General features: G+C 46.6%; 16 protein-coding genes. 15 read left to right on the top strand and 1 reads right to left on the bottom strand.

The annotated features are described in order from the left end of the window. The first annotated feature begins 15 nt into the window (after positions 1-15). Positions 16-720 carry a CDP-alcohol phosphatidyltransferase family protein gene (locus tag ACQRBJ_RS06400; protein WP_295347285.1) on the top strand — a complete coding sequence of 235 codons (705 nt, stop codon included), beginning with the start codon at positions 16-18 and terminating at the stop codon, positions 718-720. Positions 721-726: 6 nt separating this feature from the next. Next, positions 727-1,575 carry a phosphatase PAP2 family protein gene (locus tag ACQRBJ_RS06395; RefSeq protein ID WP_294969527.1) on the top strand — a complete coding sequence of 283 codons (849 nt, stop codon included), beginning with the start codon at positions 727-729 and terminating at the stop codon, positions 1,573-1,575. An 88-nt stretch (positions 1,576-1,663) separates the two neighbouring features. On the opposite strand, the gene ACQRBJ_RS06390 is transcribed toward ACQRBJ_RS06395, so the two are convergent. Further along, positions 1,664-2,818, bottom strand: coding sequence for an N-acetyltransferase (locus ACQRBJ_RS06390; protein WP_294969529.1), 1,155 nt, complete (start codon positions 2,816-2,818; stop codon positions 1,664-1,666). A gap of 260 nt (positions 2,819-3,078) precedes the next feature. Between ACQRBJ_RS06390 and ACQRBJ_RS06385 the strand changes: the two genes are divergently transcribed. The 13 genes from ACQRBJ_RS06385 to ACQRBJ_RS06325 all read left to right on the top strand — a co-directional run bounded on the left by ACQRBJ_RS06385 (position 3,079) and on the right by ACQRBJ_RS06325 (position 23,535). Beyond that, the gene (locus ACQRBJ_RS06385) at positions 3,079-4,419 is read left to right on the top strand and encodes an MATE family efflux transporter (protein ID WP_294969532.1); all 1,341 of its coding nucleotides are present in this window, start codon (positions 3,079-3,081) and stop codon (positions 4,417-4,419) included. Positions 4,420-4,533: 114 nt separating this feature from the next. Further along, positions 4,534-8,907: an acyl-CoA dehydratase activase-related protein gene (locus ACQRBJ_RS06380; RefSeq protein WP_445303120.1), complete on the top strand. Its 4,374-nt coding sequence runs from the start codon at positions 4,534-4,536 to the stop codon at positions 8,905-8,907. A gap of 149 nt (positions 8,908-9,056) precedes the next feature. Next, a complete protein-coding gene (locus tag ACQRBJ_RS06375; protein WP_294969538.1) occupies positions 9,057-9,998 on the top strand; it encodes a serine acetyltransferase in 942 nt (313 codons plus the stop codon). Beyond that, complete coding sequence (locus tag ACQRBJ_RS06370) at positions 9,982-11,508, top strand: THUMP domain-containing protein (RefSeq protein ID WP_294969540.1); 1,527 nt, start codon at positions 9,982-9,984, stop codon at positions 11,506-11,508. Before ACQRBJ_RS06375 ends, ACQRBJ_RS06370 begins: the two co-directional genes overlap by 17 nt. 141 nt (positions 11,509-11,649) lie before the next feature. Then, positions 11,650-13,896, top strand: coding sequence for a DPP IV N-terminal domain-containing protein (locus ACQRBJ_RS06365; RefSeq protein WP_445303173.1), 2,247 nt, complete (start codon positions 11,650-11,652; stop codon positions 13,894-13,896). A gap of 128 nt (positions 13,897-14,024) precedes the next feature. After that, entirely contained in the window at positions 14,025-15,293 is a 1,269-nt protein-coding gene (gene purD, locus ACQRBJ_RS06360) for a phosphoribosylamine--glycine ligase (protein WP_445303119.1), read from the top strand. A gap of 105 nt (positions 15,294-15,398) precedes the next feature. Further along, positions 15,399-16,376 carry a hypothetical protein gene (locus ACQRBJ_RS06355; protein ID WP_294969545.1) on the top strand — a complete coding sequence of 326 codons (978 nt, stop codon included), beginning with the start codon at positions 15,399-15,401 and terminating at the stop codon, positions 16,374-16,376. Between the two features lie 51 nt (positions 16,377-16,427). Next, positions 16,428-16,880 carry a YqaA family protein gene (locus tag ACQRBJ_RS06350; protein ID WP_118063560.1) on the top strand — a complete coding sequence of 151 codons (453 nt, stop codon included), beginning with the start codon at positions 16,428-16,430 and terminating at the stop codon, positions 16,878-16,880. 77 nt (positions 16,881-16,957) lie between these two features. Next, on the top strand, positions 16,958-17,761 hold the full coding sequence (locus ACQRBJ_RS06345) for a metal ABC transporter solute-binding protein, Zn/Mn family (protein WP_294969550.1): 804 nt from the start codon (positions 16,958-16,960) through the stop codon (positions 17,759-17,761). Positions 17,762-17,831: 70 nt separating this feature from the next. Next, positions 17,832-18,548 (top strand): metal ABC transporter ATP-binding protein, encoded by a 717-nt coding sequence (locus tag ACQRBJ_RS06340; RefSeq protein ID WP_445303118.1) that lies wholly within the window; start codon positions 17,832-17,834, stop codon positions 18,546-18,548. Positions 18,549-18,672: 124 nt separating this feature from the next. Continuing rightward, complete coding sequence (locus ACQRBJ_RS06335) at positions 18,673-22,107, top strand: glycosyltransferase family 117 protein (RefSeq protein ID WP_445303117.1); 3,435 nt, start codon at positions 18,673-18,675, stop codon at positions 22,105-22,107. A 69-nt stretch (positions 22,108-22,176) separates the two neighbouring features. Then, positions 22,177-22,788 carry a polysaccharide deacetylase family protein gene (locus ACQRBJ_RS06330; RefSeq protein ID WP_153122407.1) on the top strand — a complete coding sequence of 204 codons (612 nt, stop codon included), beginning with the start codon at positions 22,177-22,179 and terminating at the stop codon, positions 22,786-22,788. Between the two features lie 6 nt (positions 22,789-22,794). Further along, on the top strand, positions 22,795-23,535 hold the full coding sequence (locus ACQRBJ_RS06325) for a hypothetical protein (protein ID WP_153122405.1): 741 nt from the start codon (positions 22,795-22,797) through the stop codon (positions 23,533-23,535). The last annotated feature ends 929 nt before the right edge of the window (positions 23,536-24,464 follow it).

Raw genomic sequence — 24,464 nt, 5'->3', positions numbered from 1 at the left:
AATGACAATAAACAAATGAATTACAGAGATTTCTTACAAAAAGTAATCTACGTGATGATCAATCCGCTCATCAAGGCGATGATAAAGATTGGAATCACGCCAAACATCGTGACGCTGGTAGGTTTTATCGGCAATATTTTTGCTACCTGCTTCTTTATTGACGCTGCGTGGATTCAGGGAATGGGCGGAGTCAACAGCGACCCTACCCTGATGACTGCCGGCACTAGCGACTATACTTATGCCGACAGTATGACTCTCATCGGATGGGGTGGATTTATCATTCTTGCCTCTGGTCTCTTCGATATGATGGATGGAAGACTGGCCCGTATGAGCGGCAAGAGCAGCCTCTTTGGTGCACTTTGGGATTCTACGCTCGACCGTTACAGCGAGCTGGTCAGTCTCTTCGGCATCTGCCTGGTCTTCCTCCTTACCGACAAGGGCGAATGGTTCTGGATGGGCGTAATGACTTTTGCTGCCATGACGGGTTCCGTGATGGTAAGCTACGTTCGTGCCCGTGCTGAAGGCCTTGACATCGAGTGCAAGGTAGGATTCATGCAACGCCCGGAGCGAGTAGTCGTTACTGCCGTATCTGCAATCGTTACTGGCATTACCGGAGATTTATGGTGGTTGGCGAGCGGCATGATTCTCATCGCCATTCTTGCCAACATCACAGCATTCTGGCGTATCGCACATTGCTATCGAGTAATGAAAAAAAAATAAGAGAAAGTGTTTAGCATATATTTAATCATTCTATTGGTCGTGCTGATGGCTTGGAAGAAGACCCGCAACTTTGCCATCTACTTCCTGCCTTGGTTCCTCTTCGGAATCATCTACGATTCGATGCGCCTTTACCCGAACTATAAGGTAAACTCCATCGATGTAGTTCATCTGTATGAAGCAGAGAAATATCTCTTTGGAATAGCAGCCACTACAGCTGCTGAACTGCAGGCTGTAGCCGACCATACACAACTCATGATACCAGGCGAATACTTCAAGGTTCACAACTGCGGAGCAGCCGATTTCATGGCTGGTATCTTCTACCTGTGCTGGGTACCGGTACCTATCGCCTTCGCCATTTATCTCTACATCAAGAAGCAGTATTCCTGGTTCAGACGATTCTCATGGGCTTTTCTTCTGGTCAACATCATTGGCTTTATCGGCTATTATATCTACCCTGCAGCTCCACCTTGGTATGCGATGAACTATGGTTTCGAGCCGGTTCTCCACACCCCGGGTAATGTGGCAGGTTTAGGAAGATTTGATGAAATGACGGGACTTTCCATCTTTCATGGACTGTACGGCAAGAATGCCAATGTATTTGCTGCCGTTCCCAGCTTGCACGCAGCCTACATGTTCCTCACTACCATCTATGCCGTAATGAGCCATAAGCGTTGGTACACGATAGCCCTATTCGCTTTCATCTGCATAGGAATCTGGTGGACAGCCGTTTATTCCGGCCATCATTACATCATCGATGTCATCTTGGGCATCCTCACCACCCTTATTGGTGTAATTCTGATGGAACTGGGAGGCTTGAAGGGCTTTCTGGGAGAAAGAAAGAACATACGGTATTAGGAAATAAAACAAAGCGCCTGACTCAGACTCAATTATCTAAGCCAGGCGCTTTTTTATCTTAAAATCGCATTTTCCATACAGTTTTATCTTATCTAACCATCACCTTACGGTAACATCTGCGACGACGATGCTGTTCGCTTTCCAGATATTGCCATTGGCTCTGTACACCTTTGTTGCTTTCCATCTGTGGCATAGCCTCAGCCCATTTAAATCCATAACGGTGATATTGCTCGATAAGATCGGCAAAGATCAAGGCATTGGCTCCCTTGGCACGATACTCAGGCAATACACCTATCAGGAGTAAATCTACCGTATCTGTGGCATGAAACTTCAGTACTTTCAGAATTTTCAACCATCCCCAAGGCAACAGTTTGCCATTCCCTATCTTCTGCAAAGCATCGGTAAAAGAAGGGAAAGATACGCCAAAACCTATTAATCTATTGCCATCATTACCATCAACAACACCCGTAACCAGATTCAAATCAGCCTTCTTGATATAATCATTTACATACTTATCTATCTGCCTGTCCGTGAGTTGCTGGAAATCATAAAGGTCTTTATAGGTTTCGTTTACGATATGAAACACCGCTTGTCCCATACCACCCTTAACCAACTCTCGAGAAGTAAACTTATGCACATGCAGATTGTATCTTTTCTCTATCATCTCTGCAGTTCTGGCAAACTTGGCCGGGGTTTCCTCAGGCACCTTGATGCGATATTCCAGCCAGTCATTATCCTTCTCATAGAACGACATGGCTTCCATGTGGTTCTTATAATAAGGATAATTATAATTGATATACATGGTAGATTTATGATGGAATCCCTCGATGAGCAATCCTTCACGGTCCATATCCGTAAAGCCAAGCGGTCCTACGCACTCAGTCATTCCCTTTGTGCGTCCCCAAGCCTCAACAGCATTTAATAAAGCCTGCGACACCTCTAAATCATCCACAAAATCAAACCATCCGAATCTTACCTGCTTCTTATTCCATTGTTCATTGGCACGGCGATTGATGATGGCAGCAACACGACCCACGATACGCGCCTCACCATCTACAGCCAGAAAATACTGCGCCTCGCAGAATTCGAAGGCAGGATTCTTGCGCTTACTCAACGTATTCATTTCATCAAAGCGCAAGAAGGGAACAGCAAATTTATTGCCCTTATACAGTTCATAATAGAAGTTTACGAAGGCACGCAATCCCTTTCGGGTTGTTACTGGTATTATTCTTATATTGCTCATTACAGTTTTTACTCGATTATAATCAAATTCTGATCAGTATAATTAGTCCGTTTTATATAGCAATTCAGTCCGTACATCTTGTATTACAAGAAGATAGAGAACTACAAAACTTCTGCAAAAGTACTACATATTTTTGACAGAGGCAAGTTTTTAGTGCATTTTTATTAAAAAAGTTCACATAAATCCCATTATTGGGCGATAATCGAAAATAAAATCGTACCTTTGCATGGTCAAAAAAAGAAGAAAACAGATTTTTCACAATGAAGAAAACAAGAGATAATTATACATTCCTGACCGAAGCTCCTGTGCACAAGGTTGTTTTCACGATGGCGATTCCTACCATCATCAGCATGCTGTCTACAAGTATGTACAATCTCGCCGACACCTATTTCGTGGGAAGCATCAATACCCAGAGCGTAGCGGCTGTGGGAATATCGTTTGCCATGATGGCGGTAATACAGGCTGTTGGCTTCTTCTATGGTCATGGAGCTGGCAATTATATCTCTCGTAAGTTGGGCGCCAAAGAGGAGGAGAACGCCAGAAAGATGGCGACAACAGGCTTTGTATTGAGCTTTCTCACAGGTTTGGTCATCGCAATACTGGGACAGCTGTTTCTTACCCCACTCTGCCTTACCTTGGGCTCTACTCCCACCATTCTTCCCTATACAGAGCGTTATCTGGGCATTATCCTGTTAGGGGCTCCTTTCATGACCACTTCGCTCACTCTCAACAACATGATGCGTTTCCAGGGTAACACGATGTATGCGATGAAAGGCATCATGTCAGGCGTATTGCTGAATCTGATTCTCGCCCCATTGCTCATTCTCTACTTCGAGCTGGGCATTACGGGTGCAGCCATCGCCACTCTCATCAGCCAATGTTTCGGTTGCACCATCCTCTTCTGGATGACGCACAAGGGGCAGAACATCCGAATCCACCTTCGCTACTTCACACCTAGCAAGGCTTATGCCAAGGAAATCATCTTTGGCGGAACCCCTTCCCTGTCAAGACAGGGCTTGGGAAGTATCGCCACCTTGGTATTGAATGTGGCAGCGGGAGCTTACGGAGATGCTGCCATTGCCGGCATGAGCATCGTCACCCGCATCTCTTTCTTTACCTATGCTGTGGTAATCGGATTGGGTCAAGGATTCCAGCCTCTCTGTGGTTTCTGCTATGGAGCCAGACTATATGCCCGCGTCAAGGAAGCTTTTTATTACTGCATCAAGTGTGGCACCATATTCCTGGCTATCTGTGCCGTAATTGGCTTCATTTTCTCAGAGCCTATCATCGAACTCTTCCGTGATGATGCCAAGGTAATAGAGGTTGGTTCCATGGCTTTGAAATGGCAGGTTATCAGTTTTCCTCTGGTTGCCACCATCGTACTTACCAATATGCTGATGCAGACCATCCGCAAGCCTATCCGTGCCAATATCGTAGCTGGAGCAAGAAGCGGTTTGTTCTTCATTCCGCTCATCTTTATCCTACCCCATTTCTTCGGTTTGCTGGGGGTAGAAATGTGTCAGGCATGGGCAGACTTCTGCTCCTTTGCAGTAGCTATTCCGATAGCATGGAGTGCGTTCAGAGATATGAGAAAGGTGTGAATGCCCATTCTTTGTTCTTTGAAAAAGTCATGGGATTATTAGCAAAAATCATAGCTGTCTTTTGGTTTTCTTGAAAGATTTTTGTAATTTTGCAGGCTGAAAGAAAGAAGAGAAATGGAGAAAGCAAAATATAGTATCGGACTAGATGTTGGCTCTACAACAGCCAAAGTTGCCGTTATCGATGGCAAGAAAAACTTGATTTACTCAAAATACGAACGCCACAACGCTCGTGTCAAAGAACTTGTGTCTCATTATTTCGATGAGATTAACCAGTTGATAGGCGATACAAAGGTAAATATCTGCGTTACGGGAAGCGTGGGCATGGCTACGGCAGAACAGCTGCAGGCTGAGTTTGTTCAGGAAGTAGTGGCAGCATCGGTTTATGCCCGTAAGGCTCATCCTGAGGCAAAGGCTCTCATCGATATCGGTGGAGAGGATGCCAAGGTTGTTTTCTTCAAGCCTAATGGCGGAATGGAACTCCGCATGAACGGAAACTGTGCCGGAGGTACTGGTGCGTTTATCGACCAGATGAGCGTATTGATGGGTGTAGACAATCAGAAGATGAGCCAGTTGGCTATGAATGCCCAACATGTTTATCCGATGGCAGCCCGCTGTGGTGTCTTCGCCAAGACCGATATCCAGAATCTCATGGCACGCAATCTTCCGGAAGAGGATATTGCAGCCAGTATCTTTCATAGCATCGCAGTACAAACTGTGGTGACGCTTTCTCACGGCATCGACTTCGAGGCTCCTATCCTGCTTTGCGGTGGTCCGCTGACCTTTCTCCCTGCACTCCGCAAAGCATTCTGCGACTATATGCAGCTGTCAGAAAATGATTTCATCGTATCAGAAAATAGCAATCTGATTCCTGCGCTGGGATGCGCCTACCGTAATTCTCCCACGGATTCCGCAGATTCTACAGATGCTTCTGATTCTGACGGAATCCAGCTTTCCATACTCAGAAAGCGCTTACATCAGGAAATAAAGGTTGAGTGGAACAGTAGCTTGGAACCTTTGTTTAAAAACGAAATGGAGCACGATAAATGGCTCCAGTCAAAAGCAAGATTCGCTACCGAAACCCATCCTCTGGCAAAAGGTAAGCAGCAGGTGGTTATCGGTATTGATTCCGGCTCCACTACAACCAAGATTGTGGCAGTTAGAATGGGAAGCAATACGGATACAGATGCGAAATCTGCCCAAAAGGACAAGGGCGATATTGTCTTTACAAACTATCGTCTGAACCTAGGCAACCCCATTAAGGCGGTAGCCGATGGTCTGAACGCCCTGAAGCAGGAAGCAGAACATAGAGGGGCTGAACTGGAAATCGTAGGCTCTTGTTCTACCGGCTATGGCGAGGAACTGATTAAGGCTGCATTCGGACTTGACTGCGGCATTATCGAAACCATGGCACACGAACGGGCAGCTGCATCACTCATGCCCGACGTCAGTTTCATCCTTGATATTGGCGGACAGGACATGAAGGCTATCTTCGTAGAAAAAGGTGCCGTAGTTAGAATGGAACTCAACGAGGCATGCTCTTCCGGTTGCGGAACCTTCATACAGACTTTTGCCAATAACATGGGATATTCTGTAGGTGATTTCGCCAAACTTGCCTGCCAGTCTAAAGCTCCTTGCGACCTGGGTACCCGCTGTACGGTCTTCATGAACTCCAAGGTAAAGCAGGTTCTCAGAGAGGGGGCTTCGGTGGCTGATATTTCTGCCGGAATCTCTTATTCGGTTATCAAGAACTGTCTTTATAAAGTACTGAAACTCCATGGTAACGAGAACCTTGGAGGAAAAATCGTCGTACAGGGTGGTACCATGAGAAACGATGCTGTGGTAAGAGCTTTCGAATTGCTGACTCATACCGAAGTGGCCCGTAGCAACATGCCGGAATTGATGGGTGCCTACGGCTGTGCACTCCATGCGGCAGCTGATTACCCAACAGAAACGAATGCCCGGAGCATTGACGACCTTCTGAATCTAGCTCATTACGAAACCAGGCAGTTGCAATGTAAAGGCTGTGAGAACCATTGCTATGTTTCTCGCTACACCTTCGCTGGTGGCAATAAGTTTTACTCGGGAAACAAGTGTGAACGGGTTTTCAACAACAAGGGTGCAAATGAGATAAAAGGTAAGAATATTTACGAATATAAATATCACTTACTCTTTGACGGTAAGGAAATTAAGCACTTTGATGTCACAAAACGCCACATCAAGGTTGGTATCCCCCGCATTCTCAACATGTATGAGGATTTTCCGTTCTGGAATGCCCTGCTTCATGCAGCAGGTTTCGATGTCATTCTCTCTTCTGATTCAACCTTCAGCCAGTATGAAGGAGCCTTGAATACAGTTATGAGCGACAACATCTGCTTCCCTGCCAAGTTGGCTCACAGTCATCTCAAAGAGCTTAATGAGAACCCGGAGGTAGACCGCATCCTGATGCCATACGTAGTATATGAACACAATGACGACCCGAAGAATACGCTGAACAGCTTCAACTGTCCTGTGGTTTCGGGCTATAGCGATGTCATCAAATCGGTAATAAATCTGAAGAAACCGATAGATTCTCCAGTCATCAACTTTGCACAATCCAAGGCTTTGGAAAAGCAAATCGTGGATTATCTCAAGAAGTTGGGAGTAGACAGAAAGACTGCCCGAAAGGCCTTGAGAGAAGCGCTCTATGCGCAAACTGCCTATTCAGCAGAAATCAAGACGAAAGCTTGGGAGATTCTCAATCAGAACGAGGAAAAGCCTCGTCTTACCATCCTCCTGGCTGGCCGTCCTTATCATACAGACCCGTTGGTTCAGCACAAGTTGAGCGAGATGATTGCAAACCTGGGAGTCAACGTAATCAGCGAAGACATCGCCAGAGGCTCATCAGACAACAACGATGCATACAACAGCCAGCCAGAGACTTATCTTGTCAAGCAATGGGCTTACATGAACCGCATCATGAAGGCTGCGCAATGGGCAGCCGAACAGGGTGACAATGTACATTTCGTACAGATGACCAGCTTCGGTTGCGGACCGGACAGCTTTATTCAGGACGAGATTCGTGACATCATGAAGCGCCACAACAAGCCTTTCACGCTCTTGAAGATAGATGATGTCAGCAATATTGGTTCGCTGAAGCTTCGTGTCCGCTCGCTGATAGAAAGTCTTAAAGTTAAAAGTAATCATAAGGTTCAAAGCTCAAAGTTCAAAGTTCAAAGTCTCAAACAGACCAAGGTTTTCACCAAGCAGGATGTGCATCGCAAGATTCTCGCTCCGTTCATGACTGAGTATCTCACTCCTATCATTCCTCCTATCCTGAAGCTGATAGGTTATGATGTAGAAGTTTTGCCTATGAGTGATGAAGCTAGTGCTGAAATTGGCTTGAGATTCGCCAACAATGAGGTTTGCTATCCTGCAACACTCATCGTGGGCGACATCATCAAAGCCTTGAAATCTGGCAAATACGACCTCAAGAACACAGCAGTAGTAATGAGTCAGACGGGTGGACAATGTCGTGCAACCAACTATGCAGGCCTCATCAAACGGGCGATGATTTCCAACGGTTTCCAGGATGTACCATTACTCACACTAGGCGTAACAGCCTCGACAGGCGAAGCTTCCGGTTCTACGGATGATAAGCAAGACTATAATGAGCAGGATGGCTTCAACGTGCCTTGGCTAAAATACAGCCAGATTATCGTTACCGCTATTTTCTATGGCGATGCGATTAACGAGATGTACAACGCCTGCATCGCAAGAGAACGGAAACAGGGAATAGCCAAGGAATTACGGGATAAGTACATACGCCTCATCGACGAGCCTATCGCCCGAAACTCAGCAAAAGGTCTCATCAAGCTCCTGGAACAGGCTGCAGAGGAATTCAACCAGATGACCCTAGACAAGGATGTACCTAAAGTGGGCATCGTAGGAGAAATCTTCCTGAAGTTCAATCCTTTTGCCCATCAGTACCTGGAGCGATACATCATCTCTAAGGGCATCGAGGTTGTACCACCACTACTCGCTCCATTCTTCCTACAGGAATTCGTGAATGTAGAGATACAGAAGCACATGCGACTGAATTGTACCAAGGTACCAGACTTCATCATCAAGGGTGCTTATCAGGCATTGATAGGCAGAAGATTGCGCCAGGTGAACAAGGCAGCCAGCAAGTTCCGCTACTTCCGTCCATTCACCAATATTTATGATGATGCGAAGGATGTGCAGGGATTGGTTTCGCTGGCAGCACAGTTTGGAGAAGGCTGGCTCCTGCCTGCCGACATCGTGGGTTATATCCGAGACGGAGTGAATAATATCATCTCGCTCCAGCCATTCGGCTGCATCGCTAACCACGTGATTTCCAAGGGAATCGAAAAACGGCTACATGAGCGTTTCCCTCAACTGAACCTGGTATCCCTCGATTTCGATTCGGGAGTTTCAGAAGTAAATGTCACCAACCGATTGCTGCTCTTTTTAGACAGTATCACAGAATAGAAGCCGAAAAAGCAGATTCCGTATTTTAGTGAATCTGCTTTTTCTGTTTCGATTATTCTACAAAAAAGCAAAAAAACAGCCGTCATTTTTTTGCAATTCAAGAAATAAATCGTATCTTTGCACACGAATTTTATTGATACATGAAGAAAATGAGTAAAGATACATTAACTCATCAGCTGACAGAGACCATCGACGAGCTTTCTTGCGCCGATTCATTAAAAGGTCTATTCCATCAGCACAGAGACGGAAATCCACTTCCTTCGGGCAAGGCGCTCGAAGATATCATCAATCTGTCTCGCTCCATCCTCTTTCCGGGATATTTCGGCAATTCTTCCGTTAATATCTCCACTATCAAATATCATATTGGAGTAAGAGTAGAGAAACTCTACGAGATGCTTGCAGAACAGATTCTCGCCGGACTCTGCTTCGCCAATGATTGCGAAACTGAGACACAGGCTGATCTACAGCATCAACGTGCCAAGGCTGGCGTTATCGCAGCAAAAGCCATCATGGAGTTTCCAAAACTTCGTAAAATTCTCGCCACTGACGTGGAGGCTGCCTATAATGGAGACCCTGCGGCAATGAGCCACGGAGAAATCATCTCCTGCTATCCTGTCATCAAGGCGATAACCAACTATCGTATCGCTCATGTTCTTCACCTGCTCGGTGTGCCACTCATCCCCCGTATGATGACCGAGCTGGCACATTCAGAGACCGGTATCGATATCAATCCAGAGGCTACCATCGGTCACCACTTCACCATCGACCATGGAACGGGTGTGGTAATCGGAGCCACCTGCATCATCGGCAACAACGTGAAACTCTACCAGGGTGTAACCCTCGGAGCCAAGAGTTTTCCACTCGATAAGGACGGCAACCCTATCAAGGGAATCCCTCGTCACCCTATCCTGGAAGACGATGTCATCGTCTATGCCAATGCTACAATCCTCGGTCGCATCACCATCGGAAAGGGCTGCGTAGTAGGAGCAAACGTATGGGTAACCAAGGATATGCAACCCAAAACAAAGAAATATAGAAAAGAAAAACAAAGTTTATTAGATATAGAATTCAATAATGGAACAGGAATTTGAACTCATTGCCAAAACCTTCATGGGCCTGGAGCCTGTCTTGGCTGAGGAGCTCACCCAGCTGGGTGCCAACAATGTACAGATAGGTCGCCGTATGGTATCTTTCACAGGCGACAAGGAAATGATGTATCGTGCCAACTTCCAGTTGCACACAGCCATCCGTATCTTAAAGCCTATCAAGCACTTCAAGGCTCGTTCTGCCGAAGAAGTGTACGATCAGATTCAGAAGATTAAGTGGGATGACATCTTAGACGTGAAGAAGACATTCTCAGTAGATTCAGTAGTTTACTCCGAGGAATTCCGCAACTCACGCTTTGTTACTTACAAGGTAAAAGATGCTATCGTAGACTGGTTCCGCGAGAAGCAGGGCACACGTCCTAACATCAGCGTATCCAACCCAGACATCCGTCTTAATATCCATATCGCAGAAGATAACGCAACCTTGAGTCTTGACTCTAGTGGCGAGAGCTTACACCGCCGTGGCTACCGCCAGGAGCAGGTTGAAGCACCATTGAACGAGGTTCTGGCTGCAGGTATGATTCTGATGACCGGCTGGAAGGGCGAATGCGACTTCATCGATCCTATGTGTGGTTCTGGCACCATCGCTATCGAAGCAGCACTTATTGCCCGCAACATCTCTCCAGGTGTATTCCGCAAGGAGTTTGCCTTCGAGAAGTGGAACGATTTCGATCAGGAGCTTTTCGATATGATTTACAATGATGACTCTCAGGAGCGCGAGTTCGAGCACCATATCTACGGTTATGATGTAGATATGAAGGCTGTGAACACTGCCAACCTCAACGTGCGTGCAGCAGGACTGAGCAAGGATATCACCATCGCACAGCAGGACTTCAAGAACTTCACTCAGCCAGCAGAGAAGAGCATCATCGTGATGAACCCTCCATACGGTGAGCGTATCTCTACCCCTAACCTCTTGAATACCTACAAGATGATTGGCGAGCGCTTCAAGAAGGCTTTCGCAGGCAACGAGGCTTGGGTATTAAGTTACCGCGAGGAATGCTTTGAGCAGATTGGTCTGAAGCCATCTATCAAGATTCCTGTATACAACGGAAGTTTGGAATGCGAATTCCGCAAGTACGTGATGTTCGACGGTAAGATGAAGGAATTCCGCTCTGAAGGCGGTATTGTCAAGACCGAAGCCGAGAAGCGCGAAATGGCTCAGAAGCATCGTTTCAAGAAAGAGCGCGAGTTTAAGAAACGCATAAGCGAGGAGACAGAAAACGAGGATGCAGACATCCGCAGCTTCCAGTTCCATAGCCATCGCCTGGAAGACTTTGAAAAGCGCCGCAATGAGATTCGCCGTGGCGGACGTGGCGGACGAAGCCACGATGATGATGACCGCAAGGGCGGACGCAGCTTCGGCGGAAAGCGTGGCAACGACCGTAACGACAAGCGTGGTGGATTCAAGGGAGACCGTCGCGGTGGTCGTGATTTCGGAGGAAAGCGTGGTGGCAAGCCTAGCTTCAACACCGACTTCGATGATGAGGATTAAAAACTACGCATCAAACCATACAAGACCTTGACGTGGCATTCTGCCACATCAAGGTTTTTATTCATTCAATCAACAAACAAAATAACAATGAATCTAAAGAATTCAATTTATAAATTATCTTTTGCAGCAATGATTTCCATGATGGCAATGAATGCAACCGAGATACAGGCTCAGGGCGTGGTTCCTGCGCAGAAGGGCGAGAAAACCTTCACCCTGGAGGATTTGAACTTCGGTGGCAACAACTATCGCAACATGGTGGCAAAGAACCGCTGGTGTACCTGGTGGGGAAATGAACTCATTCGCCAGGACGTGGAGGCTTGCTATCTCGTGAACAAGGCTACGGGCAAGGAGACCAAACTCTTCGGCATCAACGATATCAACCAGTGGATTGCTCCAACCAAGGACATCAAGGTAAGAGCTCTCTACAACGCTCAGTTCCCTTTTGCAGGCAAGAGCATCGTAATGGTAAGCAATGGCAGCAAGACCTACACCATCGACTTCAAGAAGCATAAGCTGCTGAGCGAGATGGAGTTTGAAGATGGCGAGAACCTCCTCGAAGCTAACGCACAGCAGAATGCATTCGCCTATCTGAAGGGCAGCAACCTCTATGTGCGCACCTTCAACGTAGCCAACAATGCCATGACAAGAGAGAAGAAGTCTCACGATTTCCAGATTTCTACAGACGGCAGCCGCTCTATCGTGTATGGTCAGAGTGTTCACCGCGATGAATTCGGCATCAGCAAGGGTACCTTCTGGAGCCCTAACGGCGAACTGCTCGCCTTCTACCGCATGGACCAGAGCATGGTAACAGATTATCCGCAGGTGGATATCCCGGAGATTGATTACTTCAATCATCCTGAGACAGAAACCTGCTGCGCCAAGCCTGCACCAGACAAGTATCCGATGACAGGCGAGACATCGCACAAGGTAACTGTGGGCGTGTTCGACTGCATGACCGGCAAGACCATCTATCTGAAGGCTGGCGATCCTACAGACCGCTACTTCACCAACATCGCATGGAGCCCGGACAGCAAGACCATCTATATGTTCGAACTGAACCGCGACCAGAACGACTGTCGCCTGACAGCCTACAGCGCAGAGACTGGTGAGAAGACCGGTGAACTCTATCGCGAGACCGATGAGAAGTATGTAGAGCCTTGCCACCCAATCCAGTTCCTGCCTTGGGACAATAGCAGCTTCATCATGCAGAGCCGCAAGGATGGCTACAATCACCTCTATCTCTGCACCCTGGGCAAACACGGCAGCCGCATGGCAAGCAACACAGAATCACTCGAAATCAAACAGTTGACTTCCGGTAAATGGGAGGTAATGGAAGTGCTCGGCTTCAACGCCAAGCGCAAGAGCATCATCATCGCATCCAACGAGTGCTCTCCTATCCAGCGTAACATCTTCGTGGTGGATACCAAGACCGGCAAGCGCACCATGATGGACGACTGCGGCAAGGGATGGCACAACGCTACCCTGAGCGAGAACGGTCAGTTTATCTATGATAACTACTCTACCCCAACCGTGCCTCGCAAGATTGCCATCGTAAACACCGAGAACGGCAAGCGCACCGCCTATTTCACTGCCGAGAACCCTTGGAAGGGCTACAACGTGCCTGAATACAGCTGCGGTTCCATCAAGGCTGATGACGGCGTAACCGACCTCTACTGGAGAATGGTGAAACCAGTGAACTTCGACCCCAACAAGAAGTATCCTACTATTATATATGTATATGGCGGTCCTCACGCCCACAACGTGGATGCCCGCTGGAACTACTCTAGCCGTGGCTGGGAAACCTACATGGCAGAAAAGGGCTATCTTCTCTTCATCCTCGACAACCGTGGCAGCGAGAACCGTGGCAAGGCTTTCGAGCAGGCAACCTTCCGCCAGCTGGGTCAGGTGGAGATGAAGGACCAGATGAAGGGTGTAGAGTATCTGAAGACCCTGCCATACGTAGATGCCGACAAGATTGGTGTTCACGGTTGGAGCTTCGGAGGATTCATGACCATCTCATTGATGACCAACTATCCTGACGTATTCAAGGTAGGCGTAGCAGGCGGTCCGGTAATCGACTGGCACTGGTACGAGGTGATGTATGGCGAGCGCTATATGGATACCCCACAGACCAACCCAGAGGGTTACAAGAAGACATCCCTGCTCTATCAGGCTAAGAACCTGAAGGGTAAGCTGCAGATTATCCAGGGCTTGAACGATGTAACTGTAGTACCACAGCATTGCCTCACCTTCCTGAAGGCATGTATCGCAGCAGGTACACAACCAGATTTCTTCGTATACCCAGGCGAACCTCATAACATGAGAGGTCACCAAAGTACTCACTTACATGAGCGCATCAGCAATTACTTCTTCGACTATTTGAAGTAAAACTTGCAAAAAAATATATTTTATGTAAATATTTTGCCTAATTCATAGGATTTTAGTAACTTTGCAGCAAAATGGAGAAATTAAGTATCCTAAGGTAAAATATCAGAGGAACAATTAAACGTACAACGATGAAAATATTATTGTTAGGAGGCGGTGGACGCGAGCACGCCTTAGCTTGGAAAATCGCTCAGAGCGAAAAGTGTGAGAAACTTTTTATCGCTCCAGGTAATGCCGGTACTCAGAATGTCGGCGAGAACGTGAATATCAAGGCTGACGACTTCGAGGCTCTGAAGAACTTCGCTGTCGAGAACGGTGTTGATATGGTTGTTGTTGGTCCTGAAGACCCATTGGTAAAGGGTGTTTATGACGACTTCAAAACCGATCCTCGCACCAAGAACATTCCAGTAATCGGTCCTTCAAAGGCTGGTGCTGTACTGGAAGGCAGCAAGGATTTCGCCAAGAAGTTTATGAAGCGCCACAACATTCCTACAGCTCAATACGAAACTTTCGATGGCGAGCATGTAGAGGAAGGTCTTAAATTCCTGGAGACCTTGAAGGCTCCATACGTATTGAAGGCTGACGGTTTGTGCGCAGGTAAGGGTGTTCTCATCCTCCCTACTTTGGAAGAGGCAAAGAAGGAATTCAAGGAGATGCTGGGCGGTATGTTCGGCAATGCTTCTGCACGTGTGGTTATCGAGGAATTCCTGAGCGGCATCGAATGCTCTGTCTTTGTTCTCACAGATGGCAAGAACTATAAGATTTTGCCTGAGGCTAAGGACTACAAGCGTATCGGTGAGCACGATACCGGTTTGAATACAGGCGGTATGGGTAGTGTTACCCCTGTGCCATTCGCTACCAAGGAATGGATGCAGAAAGTAGACGAGCGCATCATCCGTCCTACAGTAGAGGGACTTGCAGAAGAGAACATCGACTACAAGGGCTTCATCTTCTTCGGACTGATCAACGTTGAGGGCGAGCCAATGGTCATCGAGTACAACTGCCGTATGGGCGACCCAGAGACAGAAAGTGTCATGCTCCGATTGAAGAGCGACATCGTAGACCTCTTCGAAGGTGTTGCTGCTGGCGACCTTGACAAGCGCAACATCGAGTTTGATGAGCGTGCAGCAGTCTGCGTCATGCTCGTGAGCGGCGGTTATCCAGAGGCTTACAAGAAGGGCTATCCTATCGAAGGTATCGACAATGTTGAAGGTTCTGTAGTATTCCACTCCGGTACAACGATGAAGGATGGACAGGTAGTAACCAACGGTGGTCGTGTCATCTGCGTAAGCAGCTACGGCAAGGACAAGGAAGAAGCCTTGAAGAAGAGCTTTGCCGAGGCCCAGAAGATTCAGTTCACCGACAAGTACTTCCGTTCAGACATCGGACAGGACCTTTAAGATAATGAATAATTAATAATTAATAATGTATAAATCTGCAGGACACAATCCTCCTGCTACAACGTACATTATTAATTATACATTATAAATTATTAATAGACATTGATGTTAAGAAAAAAAACTTTTCAAAATAAAGTAGCACCTAGTCGCTACGCACTACCAATCACTGCAACCCTTGCCACCTTGGTTTGGGTTGCAGTAGGTTTTATAGAGGGTAACATTTGGCTTAATTTTGCTTTTACCATCATATCTACATTACTGATGGTAGAACTCAACAACCACAACTCTCTGATGCGTACCTACAGCCGAATGGTTTCGTGCAGTTTTCTGGTACTAGTCACCATGACTTGTCTACCAACCCCATCTTATAAAGCCAATATCGTGTCGATGTGTTTCATCGCCTTCTATCTCATTATATGGAATAGCTATCAGGATAAACGGTCGGCAGGATGGACTTTCTATGCCTTTACCTGTATCGGACTCGCTTCGATGGTATTCATACAGATAGGTTATTTCTTACCGATATTATGGCTGATGATGATGGTATTCACCAATTCCTTCAGTATCAGAAACTTATTTGCCTCACTCATCGGAATCATCATACCTTACTGGTTCTCGGCAGGATACTATGCCTATACCAACAACATCGATGGACTTGTCAGCCATTTATCAGAATTCATCAACTATCATGAGTTGTTTGATTATTCAAGGGTAACCGACCATGAAGTCGTCAACCTGATATTCATCACCATTCTGGGCATTATCGGTTCCATCCACTTTCTGCACACAGCATATGCTGACAAGATTCGTACGAGAATGATATACGAGTCGTTCACCATGGTGAACTTCGTGAGCCTCGCCTTCATCATCCTGCAGCCTCAGCACATCAAGGAGTTAGGCAGCATCATGATAGTAAACACGGCACCACTCATCGCTCACTTCATCACCTATACCAAGGGAAAAATAACCAATATCATGTTTATCACGATGCTCGTGATGACTGTCTTGATATTATTATACAATATATTCATTCCTGAAACTGTATTATTACAGGCAGTTCAAGGATTAAGTATCCACGGATAAAGTTTGATGTGTTGAAACGCTGCATCAGACCTATTAAATGACGAATTGACAATGAGTTGGATTATCAGTTTCTTAATCGACTGGGGCTATTGGGGCATGCTTGCTGCAGCTTTTCTGGCAGGTTCTTTCTTCCCATTCAGCAGCGAGGCAGTAATGGCAGGCTTGCAGGCAGCTGGACTAGAGCCTCTCCCCCTCGTTATCTACGGTAGCATCGGCAATGTGCTTGGTTCCATGTTCAACTACGGTGTGGGCAGAATGGGTAAGATGGAATGGATAGAGAAATACCTGCATGTGAAGAAAAAAAGTCTGGATAAGGCTGAACGTTTCATGGCAGGCAGAGGCGCCTGGATGGGATTCTTCGCCTTTCTCCCACTATTGGGAAGTGCCATCACCATCGTTTTAGGCTTGACAAGAGCCAATATTCCGATTTCGATACTCAGTATCACCATCGGAAAAGTACTAAGATATGTTTTACTGGTCTATGGACTGAGTTTTATCGTTTAATTATGAAGAGATTTTTATACCTTATTATAATATGCACCCTAATGGTTGGCTGCAAAAGCAACCAGCAAAAGGCTGGCATGGCTGAAAGTAATGCCAAGCCTACTGTAACCGTTACCATCCCTCCCTACCAATACTTCGTAGATAAGATTGCCGGAGACAAGGTAGATGTCAACGTAATGGTATCGAATGGTAACAACCCTGAAACATACGAGCCAAACGCCCAGCAGATGATGGAACTCTCCAATAGTGCACTCTATCTGAAAGTGGGCAGCATCGGCTTCGAGCAGACTTGGATGAAGAAACTGCAGGACAACGCTCCCGACATGAAGGTGATTGATACCTCTGTAGGCATCAAGCCAGCCCAAACACCTGGCGGCAATATCGACCCACATGTATGGATGAGTTGCAAAAACGCCCGCATCATCGCCAGCAACATGCTCAAGGCACTCTGCGAACTGGAGCCAAAACACAAGACTTTCTTCGAGAAGAACTACAAATCGCTGCTCAGCATCATCGACAAGAGAGACAGCACCATCAAGGAAAGTTTCAAAGAGAACCCAGATTTGGTACGCAAGTTTGTGATTTATCACCCTATCCTTACCTACTTTGCCCGTGACTACCAGCTTGAGCAGCTAGCTATAGAGGAAGAAGGAAGGGAGCCAAGTGCCGCCCAGCTGAAGAGCCTCATCAAGAGAGCAAGAAAAGAGAAGATCAAATATTGCCTCATACAAGCAGAGTTTGCCAACCGCAACACCAATACATTCATCAACGAGAGCCACACCAAGCCAATGAATATCAACCCATTGCAAGGCGAATGGAACTGGGCGATGCAGGAAGCTTCATTGGCTGTACAAGGCAAGGAAATTGTGGTAGGCAAATAAACTATACTTCTGCTGGTGCCACCCAGCCTGGCGGTTAAATTTAAAGAACAATAACTAATCATAAAGTTCAATGTTCAAAGTTCAAAGTTCAAAGTTAATAGAGATTGAGCATCTATCCGCCGGATACGACGGCAAACAGGTGCTCCACGACATCAATCTCACCGTCTATCAAGACGATTATCTTGGCATCATCGGACCAAACGGTGGTGGCAAGACTACCCTCATGCGCCTCATTCTGGGACTGATGAAGCCAACAGAAGGAAGAATCAGATATTATAAAGATGGGCAGGAAGTCAAGGAAATCCGAATGGGCTATCTCCCACAATACAACTCCCTCGACAAACAGTTCCCTATCTCCGTCTACGAAGTGGTGCTCTCTGGCCTCAGCAAGACCAAGAGTCTCTTTTCGAGATACACCCAGGCGCAGCATCAGCAGGTACTCGATTGCCTCGAGCGTATGCAATTGATGGAATTCAAGAATCGCCACATCGCAGCCCTCAGCGGTGGACAGCTTCAGCGAGTCCTCCTCGCCCGGGCTATTGTCTCAAAACCGGATGTAGTAATCCTCGATGAGCCAAACACCTATATCGACCGCAGATTTCAAAAGCAGATGTACGAGATGCTGGAGCAAATTAACAAGGAATGCGCCATCATCATCGTGAGCCACGACATTGCCGAAGTGCTTAATAATGTGAAGCACATCGCCTGTGTGAACCATCATCTGCATTACCACGATACGGCAGATATGCCTAGAGAAAAACTGGAAGAACATTTTCTAAATGTTTAGGTAGATAATATAATAATGCCTAAAAAACAAGAATAAACTTCAAGATTATCTCATCTTTTTAGTATCTTTGCAACGATTTATACACTTTAACAAAGAAATATAATACATTAAAGTTTAAACAATAATGAAACAGTACAAATTGGTGGACAATATCTTTGGGTGGGTCGCATTCATCATTGCGGCTTTTGTTTATTGTTCCACGATTGAGCCGACAGCCAGTTTCTGGGACTGTCCTGAGTTTATTACAACTGCCTACAAGCAGGAAATCGGTCACCCACCAGGGGCACCGTTCTTCATGCTCTTGGGCAATTTCTTCACACACTTCGCCAGCGATACCACTCAGGTGGCTAAGATGGTGAACATGATGAGCGCACTCCTCAGTGCCGTCTGCATCATGTTCCTCTTCTGGACCATCACCCATTTGGCTCGCAAGCTTATCATCGGTGACTGGAAGGAGATGACCACCGGCAAACTGATTGCCATTGAAGCATCCGGTATGGTGGGCGCACTCATCTATACCTTTAGCGATACCTTCTGGTTCTCAGCTGTTGAGGGTGAGGTATATGCCTTCTCTTCTGCCTTTACCGCTGTGGTATTCTGGTTGATTCTGAAGTGGGAAGACCATGCCGATGAACCTCATAGCGACCGCTGGCTCGTACTCATCGCTTATATGACAGGTCTGAGTATCGGTGTGCACTTGCTTAACCTGCTCTGCATCCCAGCCATCGTATTGGTTTATTACTACAAGAAGGTACCTCAGGCAAACTTGAAGGGTTCGCTCCTGGCGTTGTTCCTCTCATTCCTGGTAGTAGTTGCCGTATTGTATGGTGTGGTTCCAGGTATCATCACCGTAGGTGGATGGTTTGAGCTGTTCTTCGTCAACGTGCTCGGTTGTCCATTCAATACCGGTGAAATCGTATATATCATCTGCCTCGTAGCCTCTGTTATCTGGGGTATCTACGAGACATACAATGCCTCAGAAAAGAACGAGAAGAAGCAGAACATCGCCTTCGTTCTCGGCTTCGGTATGCTCGGCATTCCTTTCTATGGATATGGCTGGACCGCCGTTATCTGTGGCATCATCGTATTGGCAGCCCTCTGGTTCGCCTTGAACTACAAGCGCAAGAAGGAAATCACAACAGGTGTTGACGAGGTAACAGGCATCACAAAGAAGAAGATGCAGGTATTGCCTCTCATCTCTGCCCGCATCAAGAATACAGCATTGCTCTGCATGCTGATGCTGATGATTGGTTACTCAAGCTATGCGCTCATCGTAATCCGTTCATCTGCCAACCCTCCTATGGACCAGAACTCTCCTGAGGACATCTTTACCTTGGGTAGTTACTTGAGCCGTGACCAGTATGGCGACCGTCCTTTGTTCTATGGTCAGGCTTATACCTCTCAGGTAGCTCTTGAGGTAGATGGCAACATGTGCAAGCCTGTCATGAAGGAAGGTGCACCGGTTTACCAGCGCAAGGAGAAGGCTTCAGCAGATGAGAAGGACTCCTACTTTGTAGTAAGTCATAAGAACAAGTACGTCTATGCACAGAATATGCTCTTCCCTCGTATGTACAGCTCGGCTCATGCCTCAGCATACGAAGACTGGATGGGTGGCGTAGAAGGTTCCCAGGTACCTTACGACCGTTGCGGTGAAAGCATCATGGTGAAGGTTCCTTCACAGATTGACAACATCCGCTTCTTCCTCTCATATCAGTGCAACTTCATGTACTGGCGCTACTTCATGTGGAACTTTGCCGGACGTCAGAACGACATTCAGGGCAATGGCGAACCAGAACATGGTAACTGGATTTCCGGTTTCTCATTCATTGATGATGCACTCTATGGCGACCAGAGCAAATTGCCAGACGACCTGAAGGCGAACAAGGGACACAACGTGTTCTACTGCATGCCGCTGATTCTCGGTCTCATCGGTCTCTTCTGGCAAGCTTGGTATACCCGCAAACGCAAGGTAATGAAGAACGGCGTGGAGACTGAGGAGACTCTTCCTATCGGTATCCAGCAGTTCTGGGTGGTATTCTTCCTGTTCTTCATGACAGGTCTTGCCATCGTCATCTACTTGAACCAGACTCCTATGCAGCCACGTGAGCGTGACTATGCTTATGCCGGTTCATTCTATGCCTACGCTATCTGGTGTGGTCTTGGCGTCCTCGCCATCATCGACCTTCTGAAACAGAAGATGAAACTCAGCGGAACAGCCGTTTCTGCTATCGTAGCAGTCATCACACTTCTCGTCCCAATCCAGATGGCTTCACAGACTTGGGATGACCACGACCGTTCAGGCCGTTACACCTGCCGTGACTTTGGTCAGAACTATCTGATGTCACTCCAGGAGAAGAGCAACCCTATCATCTTCACCAATGGTGATAACGATACCTTCCCACTCTGGTACAATCAGGAAGTAGAAGGCGTAGGAACAGATGCCCGCGTTTGTAACCTGAGTTACCTGCAGACTGACTGGTATATCGACCAGATGATGCGTCCTGCATACAACTCACCTTCTGTGCCAATCACCTGGCCACGTCTCGACTTCTGTTCAGGTACCAACGAATATGTATCGGTAGAGCCGGAAACAAAGAAGCAGATTCTTGAATTCTACAAGCAAGATCCAGAGAATGCCAAGAAGCAGTTCGGCGATGAGCCTTTCGAGCTGAAGAACATTCTGAAGAACTGGGTACGCAGCAAGAACCCTGATATGCACTTCATCCCAACCGATACCCTCTATGTCACTATCGACAAGGAGGCAGTAAAGAAGAGCGGCATGATGATGGCTACAGATTCTATCCCTGACAAGATGGTTATTTCTCTGACAGGTAAGACTGCACTCTATAAGGGTGATCTGATGATGCTCGAGATGTTGGCACAGTGCAACTGGACACGTCCGCTCTACGTAGCACTCACCGTGGGTGAAGAAAATTACATGAACCTTGGCGACAACTTCGTACAGGAGGGTCTTGTAAACCGCATCACTCCATTCACAACAAATGCTCCTGGTGCAAAACGCTTCGATACAGAGAAGACCTATCATAACATCATGACCCGATTCAAGTTCGGTAACCTCAAGCAGAAGGGTCTCTATATCGACGAGACAACCATGCGCATGTGTTATACTCACCGTCGCCTGCTTGCTCAGACAGCTCTCCAGCTCATTGCTGAAGGCAAGAAGCAGAAGGCTATCAACATCTTGAAGAAGGCAGATGTAGAGATTCCGGCATACAACGTAACACTCGATTACATGAGTGGTGGTCTGGATATGGCTCGCGGCTGGTTGATGACCGGTCAGAAAGCCAAGGGTAAGGAATATGTAGAAGCTGTTTGGAAGAACGCTTCACAGTATCTCAACTATTACCTCTCATTGTCTAACGACCGATTCCTCATGAGTCAGAACGACTGCATCCGTCAGCTTATGATTATGCAGAGCATCTGCGATGTAGCAGGAATGGTAAGTCCTCAGTTGGAACAGAAGTATCAGAAGCAGCTCAACAACCTCTATACCCTGTACCACGGCAGAGGCGGCAAAATGCCAGAAGGCAATCAGTAAATAACAGAAAGTTTGATGTAGCGATGGCTACATCAAACTTTTCATTATTCATAACAATCAATTTTTCCCATGTTCATAGAGCAACCAGCCAAATGGCTTAGATGGTTATATCCAAAGGCAATCTGGAGAATGGATAAGAATGACCACTCGGTATATCTCACATTCGATGACGGTCCCATTCCAGAATCCACTCCATTCATTCTGGAAACCCTGAGAAAATATAACATCAAGGCAACCTTCTTTATGGTGGGCGAGAATGTATTGCGCAACCACGACCTCTACAACCAGATTGTGGCAGAGGGACATCAGGTGGGCAACCATACATTCAACCACATCGGTGCTTTCAAGCATCGTGTCATCTCATACGTTCTCAATACCAACAAAGCAAATGAGTTGATACATGCCCATCTCTTCCGTCCACCCCATGGATGGATGAGAGCCAGTGAATACTGGTGGCTGCATCGTACCTATAAAGTAATTATGTGGGACCTGGTTACCCGTGACTATTCTAAATGGATGACGGCAGAAGACGTGGTAAACAACGTGAAGAAGTATGCCCGCAACGGCAGCATCATCACCTTCCACGACTCATTGAAGAGCATCGACAAACTGAAGACAGCTCTTCCACAATCCATTGAATGGCTCATGGAACAGGGTTATGAATTTAAGATTTTTGAATAAACAGACATGAAAAGAATCAATAGTTATCAAGCTGTAGCTTCATTTGTAAGAGGTTTCTTCGAGGCTTATGCCCGAGGCATCATGGATGCAGCCATCGGAGGAGATGACTTCCAGAAGAAGAACGACCCGAAAGAGGTGAAGCAGATGATGCTGGAACACTATGGAGAAGTGAACCAGTATTTCTTCGACATCATGTTCTCTACCCTCGTACGACTCAACTACAAGAGCGCAGAAGAGGCTAATGAGCGCATGAAGAAGAACTTTGAGAGCATGAAGCAAGCGGATCCTACCTTCGAGCCAACCATGCTCGACTATCTGCGCATCGCCTGCAAATCCAACCAGCTTTACAAGGCGATGGAAGCTGAATACAAGCGCAACTTCACCTGGCTCCTGCAAGGTAAGTTTACAAGCATAGAGGAGCACGTACGCGATTATACGCATGGCATTCTCATCAGTCTTGCCGACGAACCGATGGCTATCCATCTGCTGGTGCGTATCATCGTGAAGGCATACGCAGCCGGACTGAAGTGTGGCAGCAAGGAAGGCACTCAGCATCAGCTCCACATGCCTACCCTGCACGGTATGCTGCTGAACAATGTGAACATCCTCTTGAACGAGGCTCCGCTGAAGGGCGATCCTGAAGATCCTGTTGCCCTCTTCAAGGAGGCATGCAAGAACGAAGAAGAAAACATCAACGTTCTTTTCAACACATTAAACGATGCGATGAAAGAGCTGGCAGAGGAATAAGAGAAAAGCATCATTAATGACGAGCACAGCACCTGATTCGAGAACCTTATCTATCGTGCCCTGTCAAGTGGCTTGATTACAGAATCCAAGGCTCATGAAAAGGGTTTGATAGAAGGCCGTGCACCACACTATACTATATCGCTAAAAGTTGCCAAAATGACTAAGCAGACAGGACACTATACAAAAGAAAATGGTCTTGCAGAAAATAGTATCCAAAAGTTATTGTTGCAATTGGCTCATAATGCAGGAAGTACGGGATTCAAACGTTAAGACGTTTATGAGGGCCTACAACATGTTTTTCCATCAAGTTTAACTCTGGACGAGAAACTGAGAAAAATAGGACGACTTCTTGGCATTATGGCCAAAGATGGCTTGATAAGCAAACCCTCTACAGGCAAGAAATGGAATATTACAGAGAAAACGCCTTTCTGACTCTATCATTTCTGAAATCAAGGCTGTAGAAGATGATATAAACATAGAGGTCACAGAAAAAGATTCTATTGTGAAGTCACGAATAGGACAAGGAATATTCAGACATAAATTGATTGAATATTGGCATGGTTGTGCCATCAGTCAATGTCCTCTGACCTGGATGCTTATGGCTTCTCATATCAAACCGTGGTACCAAGCAGACAATAAGGAATTGTAACAAAGTGAGGTCTGCCATATTAACCTCATTTCTGATTTTACTGATGATGCGCTTGTCATGTTCTGAAAAATTCTCGGGTCTTTCTAACGCATTTGCCAAAATTCCTTCTGCCATCCTTAGTTGGTCAACGAACCATCTCATGTCATTTGATAATTTTTTCTTTTGATTCTATTTCGCGAAGATACAAAAGAATCCGAATAATCGGATACCATTTCATCTTTCTTATATTTTTCGCGCACTTATAAACATTTTCTCAATTTTTATCAGAAAACTCTTGCAG

Source organism: Prevotella sp. SGI.167 (assembly GCF_050313615.1).
Taxonomy (GTDB): Bacteria; Bacteroidota; Bacteroidia; order Bacteroidales; family Bacteroidaceae; genus Prevotella.
This window is presented reverse-complemented; position numbering and strand designations above follow the sequence as displayed.